This window comes from Alishewanella agri BL06, from assembly GCF_000272005.1.
GTDB classification, from domain to species: domain Bacteria; phylum Pseudomonadota; class Gammaproteobacteria; order Enterobacterales; family Alteromonadaceae; genus Alishewanella; species Alishewanella agri.
Genome location: NZ_AKKU01000025.1, coordinates 23,323 through 42,295, shown reverse-complemented (window position 1 = coordinate 42,295; position 18,973 = coordinate 23,323). Strand labels below are relative to the sequence as shown.

The 18,973-nt window shown below is 51.1% G+C and carries 18 protein-coding genes and 2 pseudogenes; 14 read left to right on the top strand and 6 right to left on the bottom strand.

The annotated features are described in order from the left end of the window. Nucleotides 1-33: 33 nt before the first annotated feature. Nucleotides 34-2,784, bottom strand: coding sequence for a TonB-dependent receptor (locus AGRI_RS12510; RefSeq protein WP_008985270.1), 2,751 nt, complete (start codon nucleotides 2,782-2,784; stop codon nucleotides 34-36). A gap of 112 nt (nucleotides 2,785-2,896) precedes the next feature. Between AGRI_RS12510 and AGRI_RS12505 the strand changes: the two genes are divergently transcribed. Then, the gene (locus AGRI_RS12505; RefSeq protein ID WP_008985269.1) at nucleotides 2,897-3,805 is read left to right on the top strand and encodes a LysR family transcriptional regulator; all 909 of its coding nucleotides are present in this window, start codon (nucleotides 2,897-2,899) and stop codon (nucleotides 3,803-3,805) included. Nucleotides 3,806-3,869: 64 nt separating this feature from the next. Here AGRI_RS12505 and AGRI_RS12500 read toward each other — a convergent pair whose 3' ends face one another. Both AGRI_RS12500 and AGRI_RS12495 read right to left on the bottom strand, forming a co-directional pair. Then, entirely contained in the window at nucleotides 3,870-4,283 is a 414-nt protein-coding gene (locus AGRI_RS12500; protein ID WP_008985268.1) for a GNAT family N-acetyltransferase, read from the bottom strand. Nucleotides 4,284-4,298: 15 nt separating this feature from the next. Beyond that, nucleotides 4,299-4,481, bottom strand: coding sequence for a hypothetical protein (locus tag AGRI_RS12495; RefSeq protein WP_008985267.1), 183 nt, complete (start codon nucleotides 4,479-4,481; stop codon nucleotides 4,299-4,301). Between the two features lie 219 nt (nucleotides 4,482-4,700). On the opposite strand from AGRI_RS12495, the gene AGRI_RS12490 reads away from it, so the two are divergent. Both AGRI_RS12490 and AGRI_RS16725 read left to right on the top strand, forming a co-directional pair. Further along, nucleotides 4,701-4,985 carry a hypothetical protein gene (locus tag AGRI_RS12490; RefSeq protein WP_008985266.1) on the top strand — a complete coding sequence of 95 codons (285 nt, stop codon included), beginning with the start codon at nucleotides 4,701-4,703 and terminating at the stop codon, nucleotides 4,983-4,985. A 416-nt stretch (nucleotides 4,986-5,401) separates the two neighbouring features. Continuing rightward, entirely contained in the window at nucleotides 5,402-5,530 is a 129-nt protein-coding gene (locus AGRI_RS16725; protein WP_272942277.1) for a hypothetical protein, read from the top strand. A 135-nt stretch (nucleotides 5,531-5,665) separates the two neighbouring features. Here AGRI_RS16725 and AGRI_RS12485 read toward each other — a convergent pair whose 3' ends face one another. Continuing rightward, nucleotides 5,666-6,838 carry a porin family protein gene (locus AGRI_RS12485; RefSeq protein ID WP_008985265.1) on the bottom strand — a complete coding sequence of 391 codons (1,173 nt, stop codon included), beginning with the start codon at nucleotides 6,836-6,838 and terminating at the stop codon, nucleotides 5,666-5,668. 328 nt (nucleotides 6,839-7,166) lie between these two features. Between AGRI_RS12485 and AGRI_RS12480 the strand changes: the two genes are divergently transcribed. The 5 genes from AGRI_RS12480 to AGRI_RS12460 are packed head-to-tail and all read left to right on the top strand — an operon-like array spanning nucleotide 7,167 to nucleotide 13,569. Further along, entirely contained in the window at nucleotides 7,167-8,330 is a 1,164-nt protein-coding gene (locus AGRI_RS12480; RefSeq protein ID WP_040291959.1) for an iron-containing alcohol dehydrogenase, read from the top strand. A gap of 10 nt (nucleotides 8,331-8,340) precedes the next feature. Next, nucleotides 8,341-9,684: a permease family protein gene (locus AGRI_RS12475; RefSeq protein WP_008985263.1), complete on the top strand. Its 1,344-nt coding sequence runs from the start codon at nucleotides 8,341-8,343 to the stop codon at nucleotides 9,682-9,684. Next, nucleotides 9,681-11,033 (top strand): sigma-54 interaction domain-containing protein, encoded by a 1,353-nt coding sequence (locus AGRI_RS12470; RefSeq protein ID WP_008985262.1) that lies wholly within the window; start codon nucleotides 9,681-9,683, stop codon nucleotides 11,031-11,033. The genes AGRI_RS12475 and AGRI_RS12470 overlap by 4 nt, the downstream gene beginning before the upstream one ends. Nucleotides 11,034-11,053: 20 nt before the next feature. Then, nucleotides 11,054-12,502 (top strand): NAD-dependent succinate-semialdehyde dehydrogenase, encoded by a 1,449-nt coding sequence (locus tag AGRI_RS12465; protein ID WP_008985261.1) that lies wholly within the window; start codon nucleotides 11,054-11,056, stop codon nucleotides 12,500-12,502. Between the two features lie 32 nt (nucleotides 12,503-12,534). Continuing rightward, nucleotides 12,535-13,569 carry a cyclase family protein gene (locus AGRI_RS12460; protein ID WP_008985260.1) on the top strand — a complete coding sequence of 345 codons (1,035 nt, stop codon included), beginning with the start codon at nucleotides 12,535-12,537 and terminating at the stop codon, nucleotides 13,567-13,569. A 309-nt stretch (nucleotides 13,570-13,878) separates the two neighbouring features. Here AGRI_RS12460 and AGRI_RS12450 read toward each other — a convergent pair. Further along, a pseudogene (locus AGRI_RS12450) lies at nucleotides 13,879-14,313 on the bottom strand (IS66 family transposase); the annotation flags it as partial. A gap of 63 nt (nucleotides 14,314-14,376) precedes the next feature. Here AGRI_RS12450 and AGRI_RS12445 point away from each other — a divergent pair. Continuing rightward, on the top strand, nucleotides 14,377-15,366 hold the full coding sequence (locus AGRI_RS12445; RefSeq protein WP_008985258.1) for a zinc-dependent alcohol dehydrogenase family protein: 990 nt from the start codon (nucleotides 14,377-14,379) through the stop codon (nucleotides 15,364-15,366). A gap of 169 nt (nucleotides 15,367-15,535) precedes the next feature. On the opposite strand, the gene AGRI_RS16790 is transcribed toward AGRI_RS12445, so the two are convergent. Continuing rightward, complete coding sequence (locus AGRI_RS16790; protein WP_414631646.1) at nucleotides 15,536-15,844, bottom strand: helix-turn-helix domain-containing protein; 309 nt, start codon at nucleotides 15,842-15,844, stop codon at nucleotides 15,536-15,538. Nucleotides 15,845-16,612: 768 nt separating this feature from the next. Between AGRI_RS16790 and AGRI_RS12435 the strand changes: the two genes are divergently transcribed. The 5 genes and pseudogenes from AGRI_RS12435 to AGRI_RS12425 form a co-directional block, all read left to right on the top strand. Next, nucleotides 16,613-16,915, top strand: a complete 303-nt coding sequence (locus AGRI_RS12435; RefSeq protein ID WP_007182542.1) for a putative quinol monooxygenase — start codon at nucleotides 16,613-16,615, stop codon at nucleotides 16,913-16,915. A gap of 178 nt (nucleotides 16,916-17,093) precedes the next feature. Continuing rightward, nucleotides 17,094-17,297, top strand: coding sequence for a hypothetical protein (locus AGRI_RS16545; protein ID WP_156808392.1), 204 nt, complete (start codon nucleotides 17,094-17,096; stop codon nucleotides 17,295-17,297). An 856-nt stretch (nucleotides 17,298-18,153) separates the two neighbouring features. Next, nucleotides 18,154-18,408 carry a helix-turn-helix domain-containing protein gene (locus AGRI_RS12430; protein WP_008985255.1) on the top strand — a complete coding sequence of 85 codons (255 nt, stop codon included), beginning with the start codon at nucleotides 18,154-18,156 and terminating at the stop codon, nucleotides 18,406-18,408. A gap of 3 nt (nucleotides 18,409-18,411) precedes the next feature. After that, complete coding sequence (locus tag AGRI_RS16410; RefSeq protein ID WP_337445397.1) at nucleotides 18,412-18,756, top strand: HipA N-terminal domain-containing protein; 345 nt, start codon at nucleotides 18,412-18,414, stop codon at nucleotides 18,754-18,756. Beyond that, nucleotides 18,737-18,928, top strand: a pseudogene (locus AGRI_RS12425) (IS3 family transposase); the annotation flags it as partial. The gene AGRI_RS16410 and the pseudogene AGRI_RS12425, both read left to right, overlap by 20 nt. Nucleotides 18,929-18,973 lie beyond the last annotated feature (45 nt).

The following is an 18,973-nucleotide window of genomic DNA, read 5'->3' as shown; positions in this document are numbered from 1 at the left end:
AATACCGGACGCCCTTTGGGTGCCCCGGCGCGGTTAAAAGTCGTAGGTCAGCTGTAAATAGTAGAAACGGCCCACCGCATTGTAGGTTTGCTGATCAAAGTTAATATTGACGTTTACCAGCGAGGTTGGAGGCTGTTTATCAAACAGATTATTAATCCCTGCACGTAGTGACAGTCCTTGCTCAAATTTATAACCGGCAGAGAGGTTGTGATACACCATAGAACCGATACTTCTTGGCTGATTCGCGAAGGTTTCCGTGGTATCACCGATATAACGCAGGTTATAGGCCGCGCTCAGATTATCTTTGCGCCATTGGGTGGTAAAGTTACCGCGCCATTTAGGATAGGCCTCCCGTACTCCGGCAAAGCCTTTTTTGTCGGTGGTTAACTCAGAGCCGTCCGCCAGGGTTGAAGATTCAGCAAACTTATTTAACTTCGAGACACTGGTACTAAAATCCCAGCGGCCGATGGCGGTATCCAGGTTGTAACGGATTACGGTATCAATACCCGACACCTCAGTGCGATTCAGGTTAACCGGCCCATCCACCACATTCAGGATCTCACCCGATCCGGCACGGCTAATCACATTACAGTTACGCCCAGTAAAGGCACACAGGTCGATCAGGTTCTGAGTACCAAAGGTGCTGATGGTGTTATCAATTTTGATATTGTACCAATCCATGGTCAGGCTGAATCCTGACAGCCAGGCAGGGGTGTAAACCAAACCAGTTGAAATATTCTCGGATGTTTCAGGGGTTAGCTGATTATTGCCACCAATGGTGATCGGCACATTGGCATCGGTTTGGGTGTAAGAGGCGGGCACACCGGCACAACCAGGCAAACTGCTGTTTGCCGCACAAGGGTCATTGACCGGGGCAAAGGATGCACGTTCCCCTTCATACAGTTCCAGAATAGAGGGCGCCCGGAAGCCTTCTGCCCAGGTAGCTCTTAACATCAGATCACTTACCGGCCGGTAAAGCACCCCTACCTTGCTGTTAGTGGTGTTACCAAAGGTACTGTAATTGGAGTAACGGCTGGCCAGATTGAGTTCCAGATATTCAGCCAGTGGTTGTGCCGCCAACAGGGGAATATTCAGCTCCAGATAGGCCTCGGATAAATCATACTCACCGACGGTGCCGGTGCGTGGCGCAGAGGAGGTGGTTTGATAACGATTCACGCGCGGTGCCGCATTAATGACGCTATCCGGGGTGTCGGTACCCTTTTCTTTGCGGTATTCCGCACCGGCAGCCAGCAACAGATCACCGGCCGGTAGCTCGGCCACAGCATTGCTCAGGTTAAAGCGCAGGTGTTGCTGCTGAGTTTGGTTACGATCTTCACCCGTGAAATTAATGTATCGCACCATATCAGCGGTAAGAGGGTTAAACATATTTACCGGTACACAGCCAACCAATAAATCGCTGACATCCGCGGTTAAACCGGCCGTACCGCAAGCCCGCATCCCCAACGCCAGTTTATCCAGATGTAACTGGTTAGCGGACGTAAAGGTGCCCTCGTTCTTTGCCACCGAGGCAAACATATCCCAGCGCCAGTCGCCCGGTAAAAAGCCTTCAATTCCCAGTCCGGCCCGGCTGGTTTTGACTTCCTGAATGTTACGGCGCAAGCCGTTATCAACAAAGAAGTTATTCAGCGAGAAGTCATTACCGGAGAATTCGACACCAAAGGGGTTCACTCTGGGATCATTAACAATCACAAAGCCGCGGGCACCTGTTACCGTCGGAATAACCGCCGAAAACTGTTGGTCAGACTCACGTTTGTTATGTAACAGCTCGACCCGCAACCGGGTATCCTGAAATACCGCAGTATCGGGTAACTGGAACAGGGCCTGTCCATAAAGGCTTAGGCGCTCATTTGGCCCAACCACGTAATTATCGTGGTAACGGTTAAACCGATCATTGGTGGTTGCCGGGCGCCAGCTTGCCAGATTATTACCATCTGAGCCCGGCGCACGGGTAATGCCCTGCGCCGGGATCGGGAAATTCAGTACTTGTGCCAGGTTAGCTTCCCGAAATAGCCCTTCGGCAGTACCCAGTGATAAGCCATTTAACGGAATAGCCGTCAGGGCCCGGTCCTGAGTCAGGATCGGCTTTTGGTCAGAATAACTGGCAGCAAAAAACAGGTTATGCTTACCCCAATCACGGCCGAGTTTCAGATCAAGATTAACGGTTTCACGATCCTGCTTCGATGTTTGTCCGGCATAGGCTTTAAGCTGGGCGCCGTCATAGTCTTTCACGGTATGAATATTCACCACACCGGCAATGGCATCGGCACCATAAATAGCCGTAGCACCGTCCTGCAACACCTCAACCCGCTCAATAATGGCATAGGGGATGGTGTTTAAGTCGACAAAATCTCTGAACCCCCGACTACCGGCACCATTAACCCAGCGGTTACCGTTTACCAGAATTAAGGAGCGGTTTTCACCAAGATTTCTAAGGTTGATACTGGCCGTACCATGGCTGGTACCCGCTGAACCATTGTCATTTAAACTGGCACCGACGCTCGGCAACTGCTGCAGGATCTCGCCGATCGACATCGCACCCTTGATATCCATCTCTGAGCGTTCAATAGTTTGAATAGGGCTACCTTCGGTTTCGCCACGGCGTAAAATTCGCGATCCGGTTACCGAGATCACTTCTACGGCTTTTTGTTGCGCCTGTTCAGATGCTGCCGCATCCTGCGCCCTGAGGTGTACACTGTTCATCAGCAAGGCGGTACTGATCGCCAAACTGAGCATTGAGATTGGGTAAAGCGGTTTGTGCTGCATAGTTATCCCCGTTGCTTTTTATGTATGGGTTATTGTTTAACCAGAAAGCTAGCAAAGCCGCCAAAGCTATGCAATATTATGATTTAATGTTATCAACCCATAACAAAACGTCATGCAAATAGCGCATTTGAATCTGCGAAGCCTGCAAGCATTTCAGGCCATTATGCAAACTGGCTCCGCTACCGCTGCGGCTAAACAGCTTGGCCTGACCCAACCTGGGATCAGCCGGTTACTGGCTAGCCTGGAAGAATTGGTTGGCTTTCAGTTGTTTTACCGTGAGCATAGCCGGCTGATTGCCACCGAAGAAGCGAAACACTTAACCCCGGAAATCGATCTGTTACTTAGCAATAGCGCGCGTTTTCTGGAACTGGCCCGTAATCTTCATAAAACAGAAACCGGCTCCCTAACCATAGTTGCACCGGCAAGCTTTAATTCCGGCCCTCTGGTGAATGCCGTCGCCAGCTTTATTGAGAAGTATCCGCGGGTATCGGTCAGCATTGACTCGCATAATCCGCAAGTTGCCAGAGATTTGGTGGCGCAGCGCTCTATTGATTGTGGCTTTATCCAATTACCGGAGAACCATCCCGGCTTAATCAGTGTACCCATTCTGCGCAGCCCGATGGTGTGCGCGGTTCCGGTGGGTTTTGCTCTGGCGGGCAAGACAGTGATCGGTGTCAATGAGCTGCTTAACACCCCTTTGATTATGCTTGGACAAGGTCGGCCAACGCGGCAAAAAATCGATCTAATGTTTAAAGCCGCTCAGGTACAACCGCAGATCCGGCTGGAAACCCATAGTGTGGCAACAGCTTGTGCCTATGTAAAACGTGGCCTGGGTGTCGCTATCCTGAATCAGGTACTGGCTCAGCAATATACCGATGACCAGATCTTACTGATTCCGCTGGAGCCGGTAATTGAGCATCAGTATGGGTTTATCTATTCCGCCTATGCTCCAATGCCAAGGCTGGTACAGGCATTTTATAAACACTGTATCGATTATTTTAATGGCACGGCCGAAGCTTAATGGCCGTCGGCTACCATGAGTAACTAACCGCTTGCCGGCAGGCATAACTTATCAGTTTCTGCTTTTACAGCGTTTTGGTCATAAAATATTTGGCGCCGCCGGCAAAGGGGTAATCCTGCTGTATCCACGCCACCCGATAACCATGGCGCTGATAAAAGGGTTTTGCCTGAAACTCCAGGGTATCTAATAACACAAAACGGCAGCCGCGACGTCTGGCAATCGCTTCTGCTTCAGCCAGCATGGCGCTGCCCAGGCCCTTACCGCGCTCACTTTCCTGCAACCAGAAGGATTCCAGATAAAACCAGTTGCCAAAGGTGCGCCCGGCCAGCATGGCCACCACTTCGCCATGCGCATTAAGCTGCTTTAAACCTAACGCCTGACGTTGGCTGGCATCCCAATGCTGCGCATTAAACTCGGCAATTTTTTGTTTGGCTTGTTCAGCGAAGTCGCTGCTGTTATCAACGATAAAATTGGTCATATAGAACCAATAAAACTAGCATTTTCCTTTCTTTGCCTGACCCGGAGGGCAATGTTTGCCTTGTTTTTCGCCTTCAACGATTACGCCCGGAATAATCACTTTAGGCGGCTCGACTTTCACACTTGGCCCCCGGATGGTGCAACCCGTTAATCCTGCAGCCATAACGACAGCGACAACTAAAGCGGAAGAAATACGCATGGTGTTTCCTTTTCTGTAGAATACTAACGTTAGTTTAGTGTTGGCTGATCATATTGTACAACTGCGGATGTATGTCCGCTGAATATTTGAACATTCAGCTTCTGCCAGATAGCTTGCTTTGCCCACGGCATTCGCCCGCTGCTACAGATTGGTTAGGTGTCGCGAAAAGTATGGCGGTAATTTCTTTGCCTGCGCCAGCTGGAGCAGCAAGATGTAACGTTGACAGCCATTCATAAAGCCGCTGATAGTAGCAACTGGAAAAGCTTTGTTACCTTAATGGGTGGCGTATTTTGCACTCGCAAAGAGCAAACTATCAGGCCGCATTACGATATTGAGATAGACACCGAAACCGGCCAAATCAGTACTGACTATTACGATGGCTTTATCACTATCAAACTAAAAGGCATTTGCTACTTAGGGCAAGCAATAATCACCCGCCTGCACCAATGGCGGCTCGAATTCGACCGAAGCGCTTTTCGCTCTAACTTGGAGTTCTGTAAATAAGTGTACGTACGGGGGATTTTGCACTCTATGACTCATCAGCCTACAAAATAAGTAACCGTTAACGCACATACATGTAAAAGCGAAGCTCACCTTAGATTACGGTAAGGTGCATTCATAAAGTACTCTTGGCTACCTAAGCCCAGAAAATATTAAGTTGAAGAACAGTACTTAGTGAGTGTCTAATGTTGCTGGTACAGATCAGGTACTGGTCAACCTAATGTGACACCCAACCGGCCAAGATAATTGTCGTCAACCGGTCATCCTAATTGTCGCCGAACAGAAAACATCAATTTGAAGAACTCTCCCAAAAAATGGGAGCGGCAGCTCATTTTGGAGAGTTAAGAAAACAGCATGTCTTGCACTTTAGACAGACTCTTGGATTGCCAGAGGCACTCTAAGCAAGGATTATTGAGCAAATGAAAAAGACAATCCTGCCGGCTGCACAAGTTGCTGCAGAGCTCGCCCATGATGGTAAAGCTTGCGAAATGCAAATGCTGAAGAACATCCGCCATCTAAAAATTCAGGAAATGCTAAATCAGCTGTGAGCAAAATAATTTATCCTTATTGTGATACATTCGCTTCAACTCATGCTTGCTGCACGGAAACGGAATAGAGCTTAGGGCGAAACCAAGAGTAACGACCCACACCTTGCGTGCGGGCCTATGGTTTTTCAGGGACGTTTAGAAACTTAATGCAAGCCCCACGCTAAACGCGGTATTTTCAATGCTCTCGCCGGCATGGCTTTCTGCTTCCATCCGCGAGACTTCTCCAGAAATGGTGAACATGGTCCAGAGTGTGTGCCATACACCTGCACTCAGTTTCCTTTGCTGCTCCACTTGCACCAAGGCATCAACGCCAGCTAAATCTACGGTTGAGACGCCATAGTTAATGCCAAACTTAGTGGCTCCGATAGTGTGCGTGGCTTGGGTGAACCAGCCTGAGGTGTCGCGCGGCGTGCCATTGATATCTGCGCCGTCGACCAGTAATCCATAATAGCCTAAACCTTGGCCATCAAATGCTGAGGCAGCTAAGCGCGTCGCGCCGAGTTGGAGTGCTGCGGTTACGTCGATACCACGTGCGGTATAATCACCGTTCGGGGTGGCAACGTCTTGGCTGAAAAAGGTACTAGAAATATAGCCTTGCTCGAAATTGTAGCGCAGACGTCCGTGGATACCCGGACGTTCAGAGCCGGAGTCGCCGACGTAACCGTTACCACCAAAGCTTACTGGGTCGAGCGGTTGGAAGATCCCGATATCAGCTTGAAAGTGCTCACCTAACTGGCGACTGTAAGTGATCTGCGAGAGTCGGTCGACAAACACATAGCCGTAACCTGCGGCACCGAGAGTGGTATTCAACGGACTCCGAATAGCAGCTGTTGCGCCAACGCCACCCAAGGCCATGTCTTCTAGCACGACATCGATACCAAATACCCCATAATCACGCCCCACTTTAATGGTGCCCATGTCGGCGTTACCAACGGTGAAAAAGGCGCGATAGGCACGATTATCGCCGTTCCCGTTAAAGGCGCTGTTGTCGGTGGTGCCAGGTTCAATCGCGAGAAACGCTTTGAGATCGAAACCATCTCGCTGCGTACTTGCCGAAAACTGGAAGCTGGCTGGGCTATAGCCATTCGATACTGAGGTTGCATCTTTGCCGGTACATAGCAACGCGTTGCCAGCCACAGCGGCGCCGGAGTCATCGCAATCAGCGAATACAGCGTGAGCATTTATGTAGCCGTGAAATTCGAAATCCCAAGCCGGTGCTGCGGTTTCTGCGTGAGCCGCAGCGGATGCGGAAAGTGCGGCCGCAACGACTGCAGGTAAATAATATAGATGAGTTGTTTTGAGTGCCATAACCATTGCCTCTTGTAATTGTTATTGTTGATGACAGATATCAGCAATTGCTGCGACCTGTTGCATCTTTTTTCTGCAATGGCTGTGCCAAGTCGAATACCAACCTTAACTATATGTTTTCATAGGATTTATCTTTTTCACAAAAAGCTAGTTATGATGACATTATTCATCAGCTTAAGGTAAACTGATGAAAAACATCATCAACGCAATCGCTCCATCTAGTCATTCAGATTAAAAATAACTATAAAAAACATAATGTTAAACATTTAATTAAGGTTGGCATGGGGTTTGCAAAAGCTCTAGGCCAAAAATAAGAATAAGGAAGCACATGGATACTTCATCTGTTCAAATCTTCAAAACTGCAAGGCGGCTTCTAACCGGTGCGCAGTCGAGCCGCGAGCTCTATCGAGAAATGTGTCAGTTGGGCACGCAGAATCCACTTATAGTGACCGACCGCGGCGTTAGTGACGCGGGTATTACAGCACAGATCACCGCACAATTACGCGACCAAGGCATTGCAGATTTAACGGTGTTTGACGCCATTACTGCAGAACCAGAAATGGCTGTTGTAGAGACCTGCCGTGACTTATTCGTCCAACATCAGTGCGACGGAATTATCGCTGTCGGTGGAGGCAGCGCTATGGATACCGCAAAAGCGGTCGCGGTTTTTGTCGGTGATGAGCGTCCGTTGTCTGAACTCTTCGGTGAAGATCAAGTGGCATCGCGCCGTTATCCTCTGATCTGCTTACCTACCACGGCGGGAACAGGCTCGGAAGTTACCAATATCTCAATTCTGGCCGATACCGAAGCGCAAATCAAAAAAGGGATAGTCAGCAATGAACTGCTGCCAGATGTCGCAATTGTAGCGCCGGAACTGACTCTAAGCTGCCCCCCCTCCGTGACTGCGGCCAGTGGTATAGATGCTCTAGTGCATGCGGTCGAAAGCTATTTGTCGAACTTTGCCACCGCGTTGACCGAACCTTATTCGCTAGCGGCGATCACTAAAATCCGTGCCTCGCTCGAGCGTGCCTACCGGCAACCTGACGACCTTGCTGCGCGCGAAGAAATGGCGACTGCGAGCCTCATGGCGGGCCTTGCCTTTGGTAACGCCGGCGTAGGTGCGGTTCATGCGCTTGCGTACCCCTTGGGCGGACGCTACCACCTGTCACACGGAATGAGTAATGCAGTGATGTTTGTTCCAGTGATGCGCTGGAATCAAGCCGCTTGCCCTGGGCGCTTTGTCGCACTCGCACATGCCTTCGGCGCTGCACCTGATATCCGCAATGCTGAGGCGGGCGAATATGTACTTAGTGAGATTCAGCGCCTGTGTGACGCGGTAAATATTCCATCACAATTGCGAGCTTTTAATATTCCGGAATCGGCGTTATCGGAACTAGCCTTAGCGGCGAGCGGCGTCACTCGATTGCTGCGCAATAACCCACGGGAGCTATCCGTGAGTGATATCGAAGATATTTATCGAGAAGCCTATTAAGGAGCGCCGTATGTCTTTATGGAAGCAACGTACGTTTGGTGCAGAGGCTCCGTTTTTCGCGCTGGGACCGTTTAAACTGCGGTTACCGTTTATTCATTATCGGTTTGAATGGCCGGATTACTTTCAAGGTCTACTGATGTGTGCGGTCGACTTGGCCGCAATTTCGCTTATGACCGAGCTGTTGGGGATGCCGTTTGAGGCAGCGTTGGCCATTGTGGTCATCAACGGGCTATTTTATTTGCTGCATCATTTGCTCGGAGACCCAGTAGTACCCGGTTGGATCACTCCGGCGATTCCTCTGCTGATGATGTATGTTGGGGCGTTCCCTGAGGGTGAGGCGCGGGTGCATGCGCTGATTGCCTTCCAAATGATGCTTGGGTTGTTCGCAATATCCCTTGGCGCGTTGGGAGCCGCTAAACGCGTCGTGCAATTGATTCCCAGCGCCATGAAGGCTGGTATTATCATGGGTGCAGGTCTGGCAGCCATTGCCGTAGTGTTTGACGATGGTGGTCGTTTCGAGAGCTACCCGTTTACGATTTCGATTGCCGTAGGCATCGCATTTTACTTGATTTTTTCGAAGCACTTCACTGCGCTGCAAAGCCGTCATTGGTTGTTTGCAACCATCGGTAAACTCGGTATTTTCCCGATTATTGCGTTGGCGATAGTACTAGCGCCGCTGTTCTCAGAAGCACCATGGCCTGATATCGAATGGGGTTTCACATCGCCCGATTTTGTCACCATGTTCAGTCAATACACCGTGTTTGGGGTTGGCCTGCCACCTTGGAGTATGTATATAACGGCAATCCCGACAGTACTTGCGGCATACATCGTTCTGTTTGGCGATGTCCTGCAAAGCAAGGCGATTCTGGACGAAGCCGATGAAGTGCGACAAGATGAAAAAATTGATTATGACCCCGACCGTGCGCACATGATTTTTGGCGCACGGAACTTGGGAATGAGTTTTATCGGACCGGATGTAACCATGTGTGGTCCGCTGTGGGCGGCGATGCATGTAGTTATTGTCGAGCGCTTCAAAAAAGGTCGACAAGCCATGGACTCGATTTTCGGTGGTGCAGGTTCGTTCCGCTGGGGCACCAATACTGGCTTACTGTTGCTGCCCGTGGTTAGCCTCGTACAACCCATATTGGGCATCGCGTTGGCGTTAACCCTTCTGATTCAAGGCTATGTCAGTGTACGTATCGGCATTCAAGAAGCGCAATCTGAGCGTGATCTTGGTATCGCCGGCGTTATCGCCGCTATCTTAGTCGTCAAAGGCGCTACTTGGGCATTCGCTGCCGGCTTACTCCTGTGTTTCTTGATATACGGCTGGCGCTTACGGGAGCAGCAGTCATGATTTCCGGTGACAACTTACAGCGTATCATTGATGCCATGAGCGATGGCGTGTACATCACCGATGGTAATGGTATCACGTTAACGGTCAACAAAGCCTATGAACGGATCTCCGGTATTCCACGGCAGGCACTGACGGGCTTGCACATGTCGGAAGTGGTGCAACGCGGCTATATCTCACGGTCGGTGACACTGGAAGTGCTTAAAGAACAGGGACCAGTCACCTTGACCCAAAACATTGGCGAATGCCACCAGATACTAGTGTCGGGAACGCCCATGTTTGATCGCGAAGGGCGCATTGAATATGTGTTGACGACGGTGCGCGACGTGACCGAGTTGCTGCAAGCGAAGCGGGCTGAAGAGCAGCTTGAACAAATCTTACATGTGCGCGAACACTATAGTGGTGAGCAAGAGCACGAGCCCTTCATTATTAGTCGGGCAACGCAGCAGTGCTACGATCTGGCTAAGCGCGTCGCACCGACAGCAGCGAAGATCCTGATTCAAGGTGAGACCGGTACAGGTAAGACGCTTCTGGCACGCACCATTCACGAATACAGTAGCGTCGCGAAAGGACCCTTTATTGAGCTGAACTGTGCGGCAATGCCAGAAAGCCTGCTCGAAGCCGAGTTGTTCGGTTATGTTCCGGGGGCGTTTACAGGGGCCTCGCAGAAAGGCAAAACAGGGCTTTTAGAGGCAGCAAATAATGGCACGCTATTCCTTGATGAAATTGGTGACTTGCCGTTAAGTCTGCAGGCCAAACTGCTCAAGGTGATCGCAGAAAATCGCTTTATTCCAGTCGGCGGTACGCAATTCAAGCGCACCAATTTTCGCTTGATTTCTGCTACCCATCACGATTTACATCAACTGGTGGCACAACAGCGTTTTCGCGAAGATTTGCTGTATCGCCTCAGAGTTGTACCGTTGGAACTCCCCCCGCTGCGTGAACGTGCCGAAGAAATCGAAGCTCTGTTAGAACACTATCTGCATCATTTTAACTGCAAGTATGAATTCGATTGCCGCTGGCAGCGCGAGGTGATTGAACGGATGCAACGTTATGCCTGGCCGGGTAACATTCGTGAACTGATTAATCTCACTGAACGCTTAGTGGTGACTGCTGAGCAGTCACTGATAACCACTGCGCAATTGCCCATCGAGTTAGGAGTTAATGAGAGTTATAGAAGCCCCGGGTTGAGCCTGAAAGACCAGGTTGAACGGCTGGAACAGAGACTGATTGAACAGGCGATGGCCATGTATGGTACCACACGGCAAGCAGCGACGGCTCTCGGCATCGATCAATCGACCTTGGTCAAAAAGCAAAAGCGTTGGCTCAACCAGCGCAGCTCGTATCAATAGTAGGAGTTAAAGAAGTGCAGATGTTTCACAACGAAATACCGCAGTTACGCCAGCAGGCCTATGTCAATGGCAAATGGGTCGACGCGCTTGATAAGAGCACTCAGTCGGTATTCAATCCGGCCACGGGCGAACGCTTAGGTGCTGTGCCCCAGCTCGGCGTACAACAAATCGATGACTGTATTGAAGCGGCCGAAGCGGCATTTTATCACTGGCGGGAAGTGCCCGTGCGTGAACGCTGTGCGCTGCTTACGGCTTGGTTCAACAGTATTAAGGCCGAGCGTAAGCGGTTAGCTCGAATCCTCACCCTCGAACAAGGTAAGCCCTATGCCGAAGCGCTCGGTGAGATTGATTATGCGGCCAGTTATATCCAGTGGTTCGCGCAACCCGCCTTGCTCGATATCGGCGCCGCGTTACCTTATGGTCAGCAACCTTTAGATATGCTGGTGACAAGTGAGCCGGTAGGGGTTTGCGCCGCCATTACGCCGTGGAATTTTCCGGCGGCAATGATAACGCGTAAGGTTGCCCCCGCTTTGGCCGCTGGCTGCACCAAGATCGTCAAACCAGCGCCCGATACCCCTTTCACCGCGTTAGCGCTCGCTGAACTTGCCGCGCAAGTAGGTATTCCGGCTGGGGTGCTCAATGTGGTGACGGGTGATGCGCAAGTGATTGGCGAGCGTTTAACCCAATCGTCAAGGGTGCGCAAGCTAAGCTTCACCGGCTCGACCGCAGTAGGACGCAGTTTAATGGCAGCTTGTGCACCGACGCTTAAGCGCCTATCGCTGGAGTTAGGTGGCAACGCTCCTTTCATAGTTTGTGCCGATGCTGATCTTGATGCTGCTGTCGACGGAGCAATCGCTGCTAAATTCCGTAATGCCGGACAAACCTGTGTTTGCGCTAATGCCTTTTATGTTGCCGACAGCGTCTATGATGACTTTGCCCAGCGCCTGACTGACCGTGTGCAACAGTTGCAACTGGGAACGGGCGATCAACCTGAGGTGACGGTGGGGCCGCTGATCAATCGTGCGGCGTTGCACAAAGTCGAACAAATGGTCACAGACGCGATCCAGCATGGTGGTGAAATTCGTTGCGGCGGAAAACGCTGGCGTGACCATGGAAACTGGTATTTACCTACGGTGATCACCGAGGTCGATGCTTCGGCACGTTGTGTCCAAGAAGAGATTTTTGGGCCAGTGGCACCACTAGTGCGCTTCATTGATAGCAGCACGCTATTGCAACAATTGCGCGTTCAGCACGCGGGCTTGGCAGCCTATGTATTTACACAGAATATAGAACAAATTCAACGCTTTGTAAGGCAGCTTGAAGTCGGGATGGTAGGCATTAATAGCGGCCTGATTTCCGATGCGGCTGTGCCATTTGGAGGTATCAAAGCGTCGGGTATGGGCCGTGAGGGCGGCCGTCAAGGCATCGAGGAATACCTCGAAACGAAGTACATAAAACTAAACAACTGATAATAACACCAATAACAAGAAGGACTTTTATCATGAAGACAACTAAAACACTGATCTCGGCAGCACTTACCGCAGCTTTTGTTAGCCTAGCTGCCGTTGCTGTTGCGAGCGAAACTCCAATTGAAAAGCTGCAAGCAGACATGCCAAAAAACTGGGGTAAATGGGGTACTAACGACCAAATCGGTGCCCTGAATTATCTCGACGATGCGCAGGCATTGCGTGGTGTAAAGGCGGTCAAGCAAGGTAAAAAATTCACCTTACAATTACCGATGATTCACGGCGTGGGTCCCGTTTTCCCGGGGCGCGTGCCGGCCATGCATTATATGACGCAAGACGAAAGTATGTATTCAACTGGCAAGCTCGATACGCTTGCGGGTGGAGTTAAGTATTCCGACGACGCGGTATTTATGTATTTGCAAGGTACCACTCATATGGATGCCTTGGGTCACGCATGGTACGGCGACAAGGTCTACGGTGGCGTGAGTGCAGACAGCACCGTTCACGGTCATGACCACGTTGATATCGGTAGTCTGGCGAGCCACGGTATTGTCGGCCGCGGTATACTGCTGGATGTGGGTAAACTTAAAGGTGGCAAATCAGGCCGCCTTGCACCAAGTAGCTGTGTAACTTTAGAAGATTTGAAAGATACCGCGAAAGCGCAAGGTGTGACCATTGAAAAGCGCGATATCCTGTTGATTCGTACAGGTTCAGTCGGTCGTTTCTACACTGATACGCCAGATGCGGAATGGACTGCAACCACTGAACCAGGCCTTTGTTACAGCAAAGAACTGGTGAAATGGGTCGATGCGATGGAAATTCCAGTGATTGCTGCGGATAACCTAGCGGTCGAGCTGGTGCCACAAAAGATTGACGGCGTTGATTACGTGATTCCATTGCACGGCGCGTTGATTCGCGACTTGGGCGTGGTTTTAAGCGAGCTTTATTGGTTAGACGATCTGGCGGCTGACAGCGCTAAAGATGGTCAATACACCTTTATGTTCACCGCTGCTCCGTTGAAGATGGCACGTGGTTCAGGGTCACCGATCAACCCTATCGTTATTAAGTAATCTAAGTTCCGACCGTTTCATCATGAAATGCAATGCTTTCATGGTGAAACGGCAGCTATCATTGGGCTGTCCATTAGAAACAAGAACAATTGTCGGGCGATAAGCAGGTGACGCAATGGTCACAATGTCCTCGGTCACGACCTTGGCAATCTTTAGGGCGGCTCCCATCGAGGTCATACCTTTTGCCTGAAGACACTGCCACTGCACTTTAGAAGCTTTGTTACTCGTAGTTTAATACGTGCTGGGGAGAGAAGTTCTAGGATCAGGTGTAAGCGTAACGCCAACCACACCTTGCGGTGTGGCGGGTGATCAGTAAGGCAGGAGTTGCTGTAGTTTCTCTTGGGTGTTGGCTTTGGGTAGCTCGGTTAATAAGCGGCATAGGTAATCATACGGCTCCACTCCGTTGATTTTTGAGGTCTCGACCAGGCTGTACAGTGCCGCACTGGCTTGTGCTCCCGTCTTGGTATTAGCGAACAACCACGCCTTGCGACCAATCACGAACGGTTTGATGGCGTGCTCCGCACGGTTGTTATCGATATTTAATCGGCCATCATCCAGATAGCGGACAAGCTTGGGCCACTGATTCAGGCTATACGTAATAGCCGCTCCCAGTAAACTTTCTTTCGTGACACTCTCGCTTGATTTATCCAACCAGCTTTTGAATTGCGCGAGCAACGGCTTGGCTAGCGTTTGCCTGGCGTCATATTTCTTATCGGGCGGCACAGTTTTTAATTTACTCTCCAGCCTTCGAGTGCCCGGATACCTTCCGGATGTACGTCGAGGCCCATTGATAAACGAGGTATCTATATGGCACGCATTGTCAGAATTCATGAATACGGTGACGCCAGCGTTCTGAAGCTGGAAGATCTGGAAGTATCGGCACCAGCAGCAAACGAGGTGCAGATTAGTGTTAAAGCCATTGGCCTGAACCGAGCCGAAGTGATGTTCCGCAATCACGCATACCTACAAGAAGCGGAGTTCCCCAGCCGCTTAGGCTACGAGGCCGCAGGCATCGTAACGGCAGTTGGGAACGACGTAACCGAGATCACTATTGGTGACTCGGTCGCTCTGATCCCACCTCTGGATATTGCTCGCTGGGGCACCTACGGCGAGTTGGCCAATGTACCGGCCCACCTGGTGGTAAAGAGCCCTGAGAACTTGTCCTTTGAAGAGGCTGCGGCGTCTTGGATGCAGTACGTCACCGCCTGGGGAGCATTGATTGAACAGGCAAAGCTACGGCAGGGCGATTTTGTCATCGTTACCGCCGCGTCAAGCAGTGTTGGCTTGGCCGCCTTCCAAATGGCTCGAATGGTCGGCGCCACATCGATTGCGATCACTCGAACTCACGCGAAGAAGCAGGCCCTGCTTGATGCAGGCGCTGCGCATGTCATCGTCAGCGATGAAGAGGATATCGTCGAGCGTGTTATGACGATAACTGCCGGTCAAGGCGCTCGCGTTGTATTCGATCCTGTAGGCGGGCCGTCCTTTGAACCTCTCACGCAGAGCATGGCGCGGGGCGGAATTTTGCTGGTGTACGGCGCACTTAGCTCTGAACCAACACCATTCCCACTGTTTACTGTGCTGGGCAAAAGCCTGACTTTGAAGGGTTATCTCTACGCAGAGATTGTGGCCGCCCCTGAAGCCCTGGAGAGAGCGAAGGCTTTTATTCTGCAAGGGTTGAAGTCCGGTGCGTTGCGCCCGATCATCGCAAAGACATTCGCGCTTAGCGACATCCAGGATGCCCATCGTTTCCTTGAAGCCAATCAGCAGATCGGCAAGATCGTGGTAACTGTCTGACCAGCAATTATGGGCTGAGAGCGTAATCCTTCGGCCCCGATTCAAGCCAGCCCTGATGACCGCTATTGCCCGCTTCTGTTGAAAAAGTAGCTACTCCCATGCTGTTGGCAGAATTGCTCTGTCAGCTAGCGCGGCGGTCTCCAGCCGTACATACACCAAACGCCTCTGGTCATCCGCCGCGTCGCAACTCCCTGACACCCCGGCCCAGCTTGCGGCGCAACAGGGTTCGCAGGGTCGCCCCATCCGAATACCCGACCTGTGCGGCGACCTGGTCGACGCTGGCGTTTCCGGTACGCAAGAGATGGACGGCATGCTCCACGCGCAGGTCCTGGAAATACGACAGTGGTGTCTTGCCCAAAACGCTTTGCAGCCGCCGCGCCAAGGTGCGCTCGCTTGTGCCCGCGGCGCTGGCCGCCTCCGCCAGCGAGAACCCCTGCGCGAGCCGACGTCTGGCCCAGCTCTCGAAGCGCTCGACCATCGGGTCGGCATGCGCAAGGTGGTCGGGAATCACGAACTCGGCTTGCGAACTGCGTGCCTCGACCAGCAGATAGCGTGCCACCAGGGCCGCCAGCGCCGGACTGCGCTCCCGGATGATGCGCAAGGCCAAGTCGACGTGGGCCAAAGCGGCACCCGCGGTAGTGAAGCGTGTCGAGTTCACGATCATGCGTGACTCGTCCAGCTTGACGTTCGGATAGCGCTGCCGAAACATCGGCCCCAGCCACCATGACGTCGTCGCACGATGCCCATCAAGCAGGCCACTCTCTGCAAGTAAGAAACTACCGGAGCAGGCGGCACCAAGGTGCGCGCCAGCGGTGGACCACAGCTGTAGCGCGGCGACCGCATCGGGCACGTCGGGGCGTGTGAGCCGAGCCGAGAGCGTGTCAGGCATCTTGTCACCAAACGCGGGCACGAGCACGACGTCTGGTTCCGGCACGCCACGCGCAGTGACCACGGGGACCGTCAAGCCTTGCGCAGTTCGGATGCGACGCCGCACGGCCACCAGCGTGAGCTCTATGTGCGCGGGAGCCTGTGGCAGCGAGCCCGACATCGCATTGGCCAAGCCCACTGTGTCAGTGAGCGCCGCAAGCCCCAGATCAAACACGCCATCACAAACAAGGATATGAAGTTTCATGGCAATAATGATATCAAAGTTGTCATTGTTGTCTATATAAATGGTTGTCATGAACACTTAGACTGCAGGCTCGTCGATGCTTTCACCTAAACCATTTACCCAAAGGATTACAGTATGACTAAGCTCGCCCTGTTTGTTCGCCTCGAAGCCAAACCCGGCCAGGAGGCTGCGCTTGCCGACTTCCTGGCCAGCGCACTGCCGCTCGCCAACGCCGAATCCGGCACCACTGCCTGGTTTGCATTGAAGTTTGGCCCTTCGACGTTCGGTGTGTTCGATGCCTTTGCCGATGAGGCAGGTCGTCAGGCACATCTGAACGGCCAGATCGCTGCGGCCTTGATGGCCAACGCCGCGACCTTGCTCAGTTCTCCGCCCAATATCGAGAAGGTCGAACTGCTTGCAGCCAAACTGCCTGCATGACAACCCGGCCTTGACTCAATCAGGTCACGCTGCAGGATGGGGTCACACGGCCCTACGCAGCCCCCCCCTCGATTGCCGGGGGGGATGTTCGGCGACAATTAGGATGACCGGTTGACGACAATTATCTTGGCCGGTTGGGTGTCACAATAGGTACCTTGTTTTCAGTTCGGAGTTCAAGGTGCCAAGACAACATATCACCCACCGACAAGAGGAGCTGTATATGCAGCATCGCCAACAAAGCATGACTCAAGAAATCGCTGCTGCGAAGTCTGCCATTTCCACCCGCACTGCCCGACGTATTGAGCAGTCCAACACCTTACCCCGCGCTAAAGCTGATAGAGATTGGCGCACCCGTGAAGATCCAGGCATTTGCCATGCATAGAAGTCTTCGACATCAGCCAAACCTAGAAGCCCAAATGATTGCTCAGGCAAAATTGACCATTCCGCACATAAATTGCTGAAGATTTTTACCGCAGCTAGTCTGACTTTTCTATCTTACTCATCTGTCATCAAATTCATCACATGCCATACATTAATATCTGCTTTAAAATCGTTTTAAGGCCTGATGGTCTAAAAATCTAATCATCAACATTTATTACAAGAGTTGCAGCCTAACAGCCAATGACAAGCCACTGTTTTCACTTTATTTAAGTGAAAACACAGAAGTGATGAAGAATGTAAAATCGCCGAAGCAAAACAGCGTTTTTGCGACAAAAAAGCAGGAATATTAATGGTTTTGTCGGATAAATCCGACGTTTTCTGTCGAAAATTGTATGGAATGTCGGAAATAAGGCTTTTCCGACAAAAAACATGGAAAATGTGGGGAATCGTCGGAAAGTCATGCATTTTTCAAGCGAAAACTTAGCAATGAGCATACGCCTAAGCGTATTAAGGGTAGATTTACGGTTAAGTGTATAAATCCGGACAAGTTTTTTAACCGAAGAACAGTGCCAAGGACAGCTTCACACTCTTATTTTTGAGTATGGTAAACACCAGAATTACTCTTACAGGCAGCATTTGATTTAAGTAAGCAAACATTTAGCCGCGTTTGATTATCCTATGTCTTAGGGCAAAGTTGCAGAGCCCCCTGAAGCGAGACAATTTATACTGTTCAAACCTGTAGGTTTGATGTTTAAAAATTTAGGCAACGCCGGAAATACGCCCAAGCGTATATTGACGCAAGTTACGCCATGGCGTATAAGTTGTATTAGGCTTTCTTAGCAAGTGAATACCGAACCATGCATATCACCCGCCCTGAGCAACTCAGTACTTTTGTTAAAGAGTATCGTAAGCGGCATAGCCTAACACAAGCGGATATCGCTAAACAGGTAGGGCTGCGTGTTGCAACCATTTCAGACTTTGAAAATAAACCGGAGTCATGCAAATTGGCCACGTTTTTCAAAATTCTGGCGGCGCTGCAATTACAACTCGCTCTTTCTCCTCGCGCAAACGCCACTTCGACAGACAATAATACATGGCATGAAGGGTGGTGACCGATGAGTACACTAGATGTCTATATGAATGGTCATAAGGTTGGCGAGTACCAACGCGACAACTCTGGGTCAAATAGCTTTATTTATGATAACAGTTGGTTGAACTCTCCCGGCCGACGTAGTTTATCACTGTCCCTTCCCTTGCGCCCTGGTCGCATCACGGGTGCTGCGGTTTATAATTTTTTTGATAACCTGCTACCTGACTCGCGAAACATTCGTGAGCGTATGGTAGCAAGATTTAAAACTCAATCCACAGAGCCATTCGATATTCTGTCACAAGTGGGGCGCGACTGTGTTGGCGCCATCCAGTTACTACCAAGCGGAGCAGAATCACTTGTACAAAGCTGAGGTGATTTATAAAGACGGCCCGTGGAGAGGGCTGGAGCAGGTTGAGTTGGCAACGCTGGACTGGGTTGACTGGTTTAACAATAGACGATTGCTGAGCTCAATTGGTGATATCCCGCCAGCTGAATATGAGGAAAACTACTATCGACAATTAACACAAGATACGGCAGCATGACTCAAACAAATCCGCCTCCGAATTTACCGGTGCGATTCATACCAA

Excerpts from the sequence above, each read along its gene's own strand:
- AGRI_RS12510 (WP_008985270.1), bottom strand. The coding sequence starts at position 2,784 with ATGCAGCACAAACCGCTTTACCCAATCTCAATGCTCAGTTTGGCGATC.
- AGRI_RS12505 (WP_008985269.1), top strand. The coding sequence starts at position 2,897 with ATGCAAATAGCGCATTTGAATCTGCGAAGCCTGCAAGCATTTCAGGCC.
- AGRI_RS12500 (WP_008985268.1), bottom strand. The coding sequence starts at position 4,283 with ATGACCAATTTTATCGTTGATAACAGCAGCGACTTCGCTGAACAAGCC.
- AGRI_RS12495 (WP_008985267.1), bottom strand. The coding sequence starts at position 4,481 with ATGCGTATTTCTTCCGCTTTAGTTGTCGCTGTCGTTATGGCTGCAGGA.
- AGRI_RS16725 (WP_272942277.1), top strand. The coding sequence starts at position 5,402 with ATGAAAAAGACAATCCTGCCGGCTGCACAAGTTGCTGCAGAGCTCGCC.
- AGRI_RS12485 (WP_008985265.1), bottom strand. The coding sequence starts at position 6,838 with ATGGCACTCAAAACAACTCATCTATATTATTTACCTGCAGTCGTTGCG.
- AGRI_RS12480 (WP_040291959.1), top strand. The coding sequence starts at position 7,167 with ATGGATACTTCATCTGTTCAAATCTTCAAAACTGCAAGGCGGCTTCTA.
- AGRI_RS12475 (WP_008985263.1), top strand. The coding sequence starts at position 8,341 with ATGTCTTTATGGAAGCAACGTACGTTTGGTGCAGAGGCTCCGTTTTTC.
- AGRI_RS12470 (WP_008985262.1), top strand. The coding sequence starts at position 9,681 with ATGATTTCCGGTGACAACTTACAGCGTATCATTGATGCCATGAGCGAT.
- AGRI_RS12465 (WP_008985261.1), top strand. The coding sequence starts at position 11,054 with ATGTTTCACAACGAAATACCGCAGTTACGCCAGCAGGCCTATGTCAAT.
- AGRI_RS12460 (WP_008985260.1), top strand. The coding sequence starts at position 12,535 with ATGAAGACAACTAAAACACTGATCTCGGCAGCACTTACCGCAGCTTTT.
- AGRI_RS12445 (WP_008985258.1), top strand. The coding sequence starts at position 14,377 with ATGGCACGCATTGTCAGAATTCATGAATACGGTGACGCCAGCGTTCTG.
- AGRI_RS16790 (WP_414631646.1), bottom strand. The coding sequence starts at position 15,844 with ATGGTCGAGCGCTTCGAGAGCTGGGCCAGACGTCGGCTCGCGCAGGGG.
- AGRI_RS12435 (WP_007182542.1), top strand. The coding sequence starts at position 16,613 with ATGACTAAGCTCGCCCTGTTTGTTCGCCTCGAAGCCAAACCCGGCCAG.
- AGRI_RS12430 (WP_008985255.1), top strand. The coding sequence starts at position 18,154 with ATGCATATCACCCGCCCTGAGCAACTCAGTACTTTTGTTAAAGAGTAT.
- AGRI_RS16410 (WP_337445397.1), top strand. The coding sequence starts at position 18,412 with ATGAGTACACTAGATGTCTATATGAATGGTCATAAGGTTGGCGAGTAC.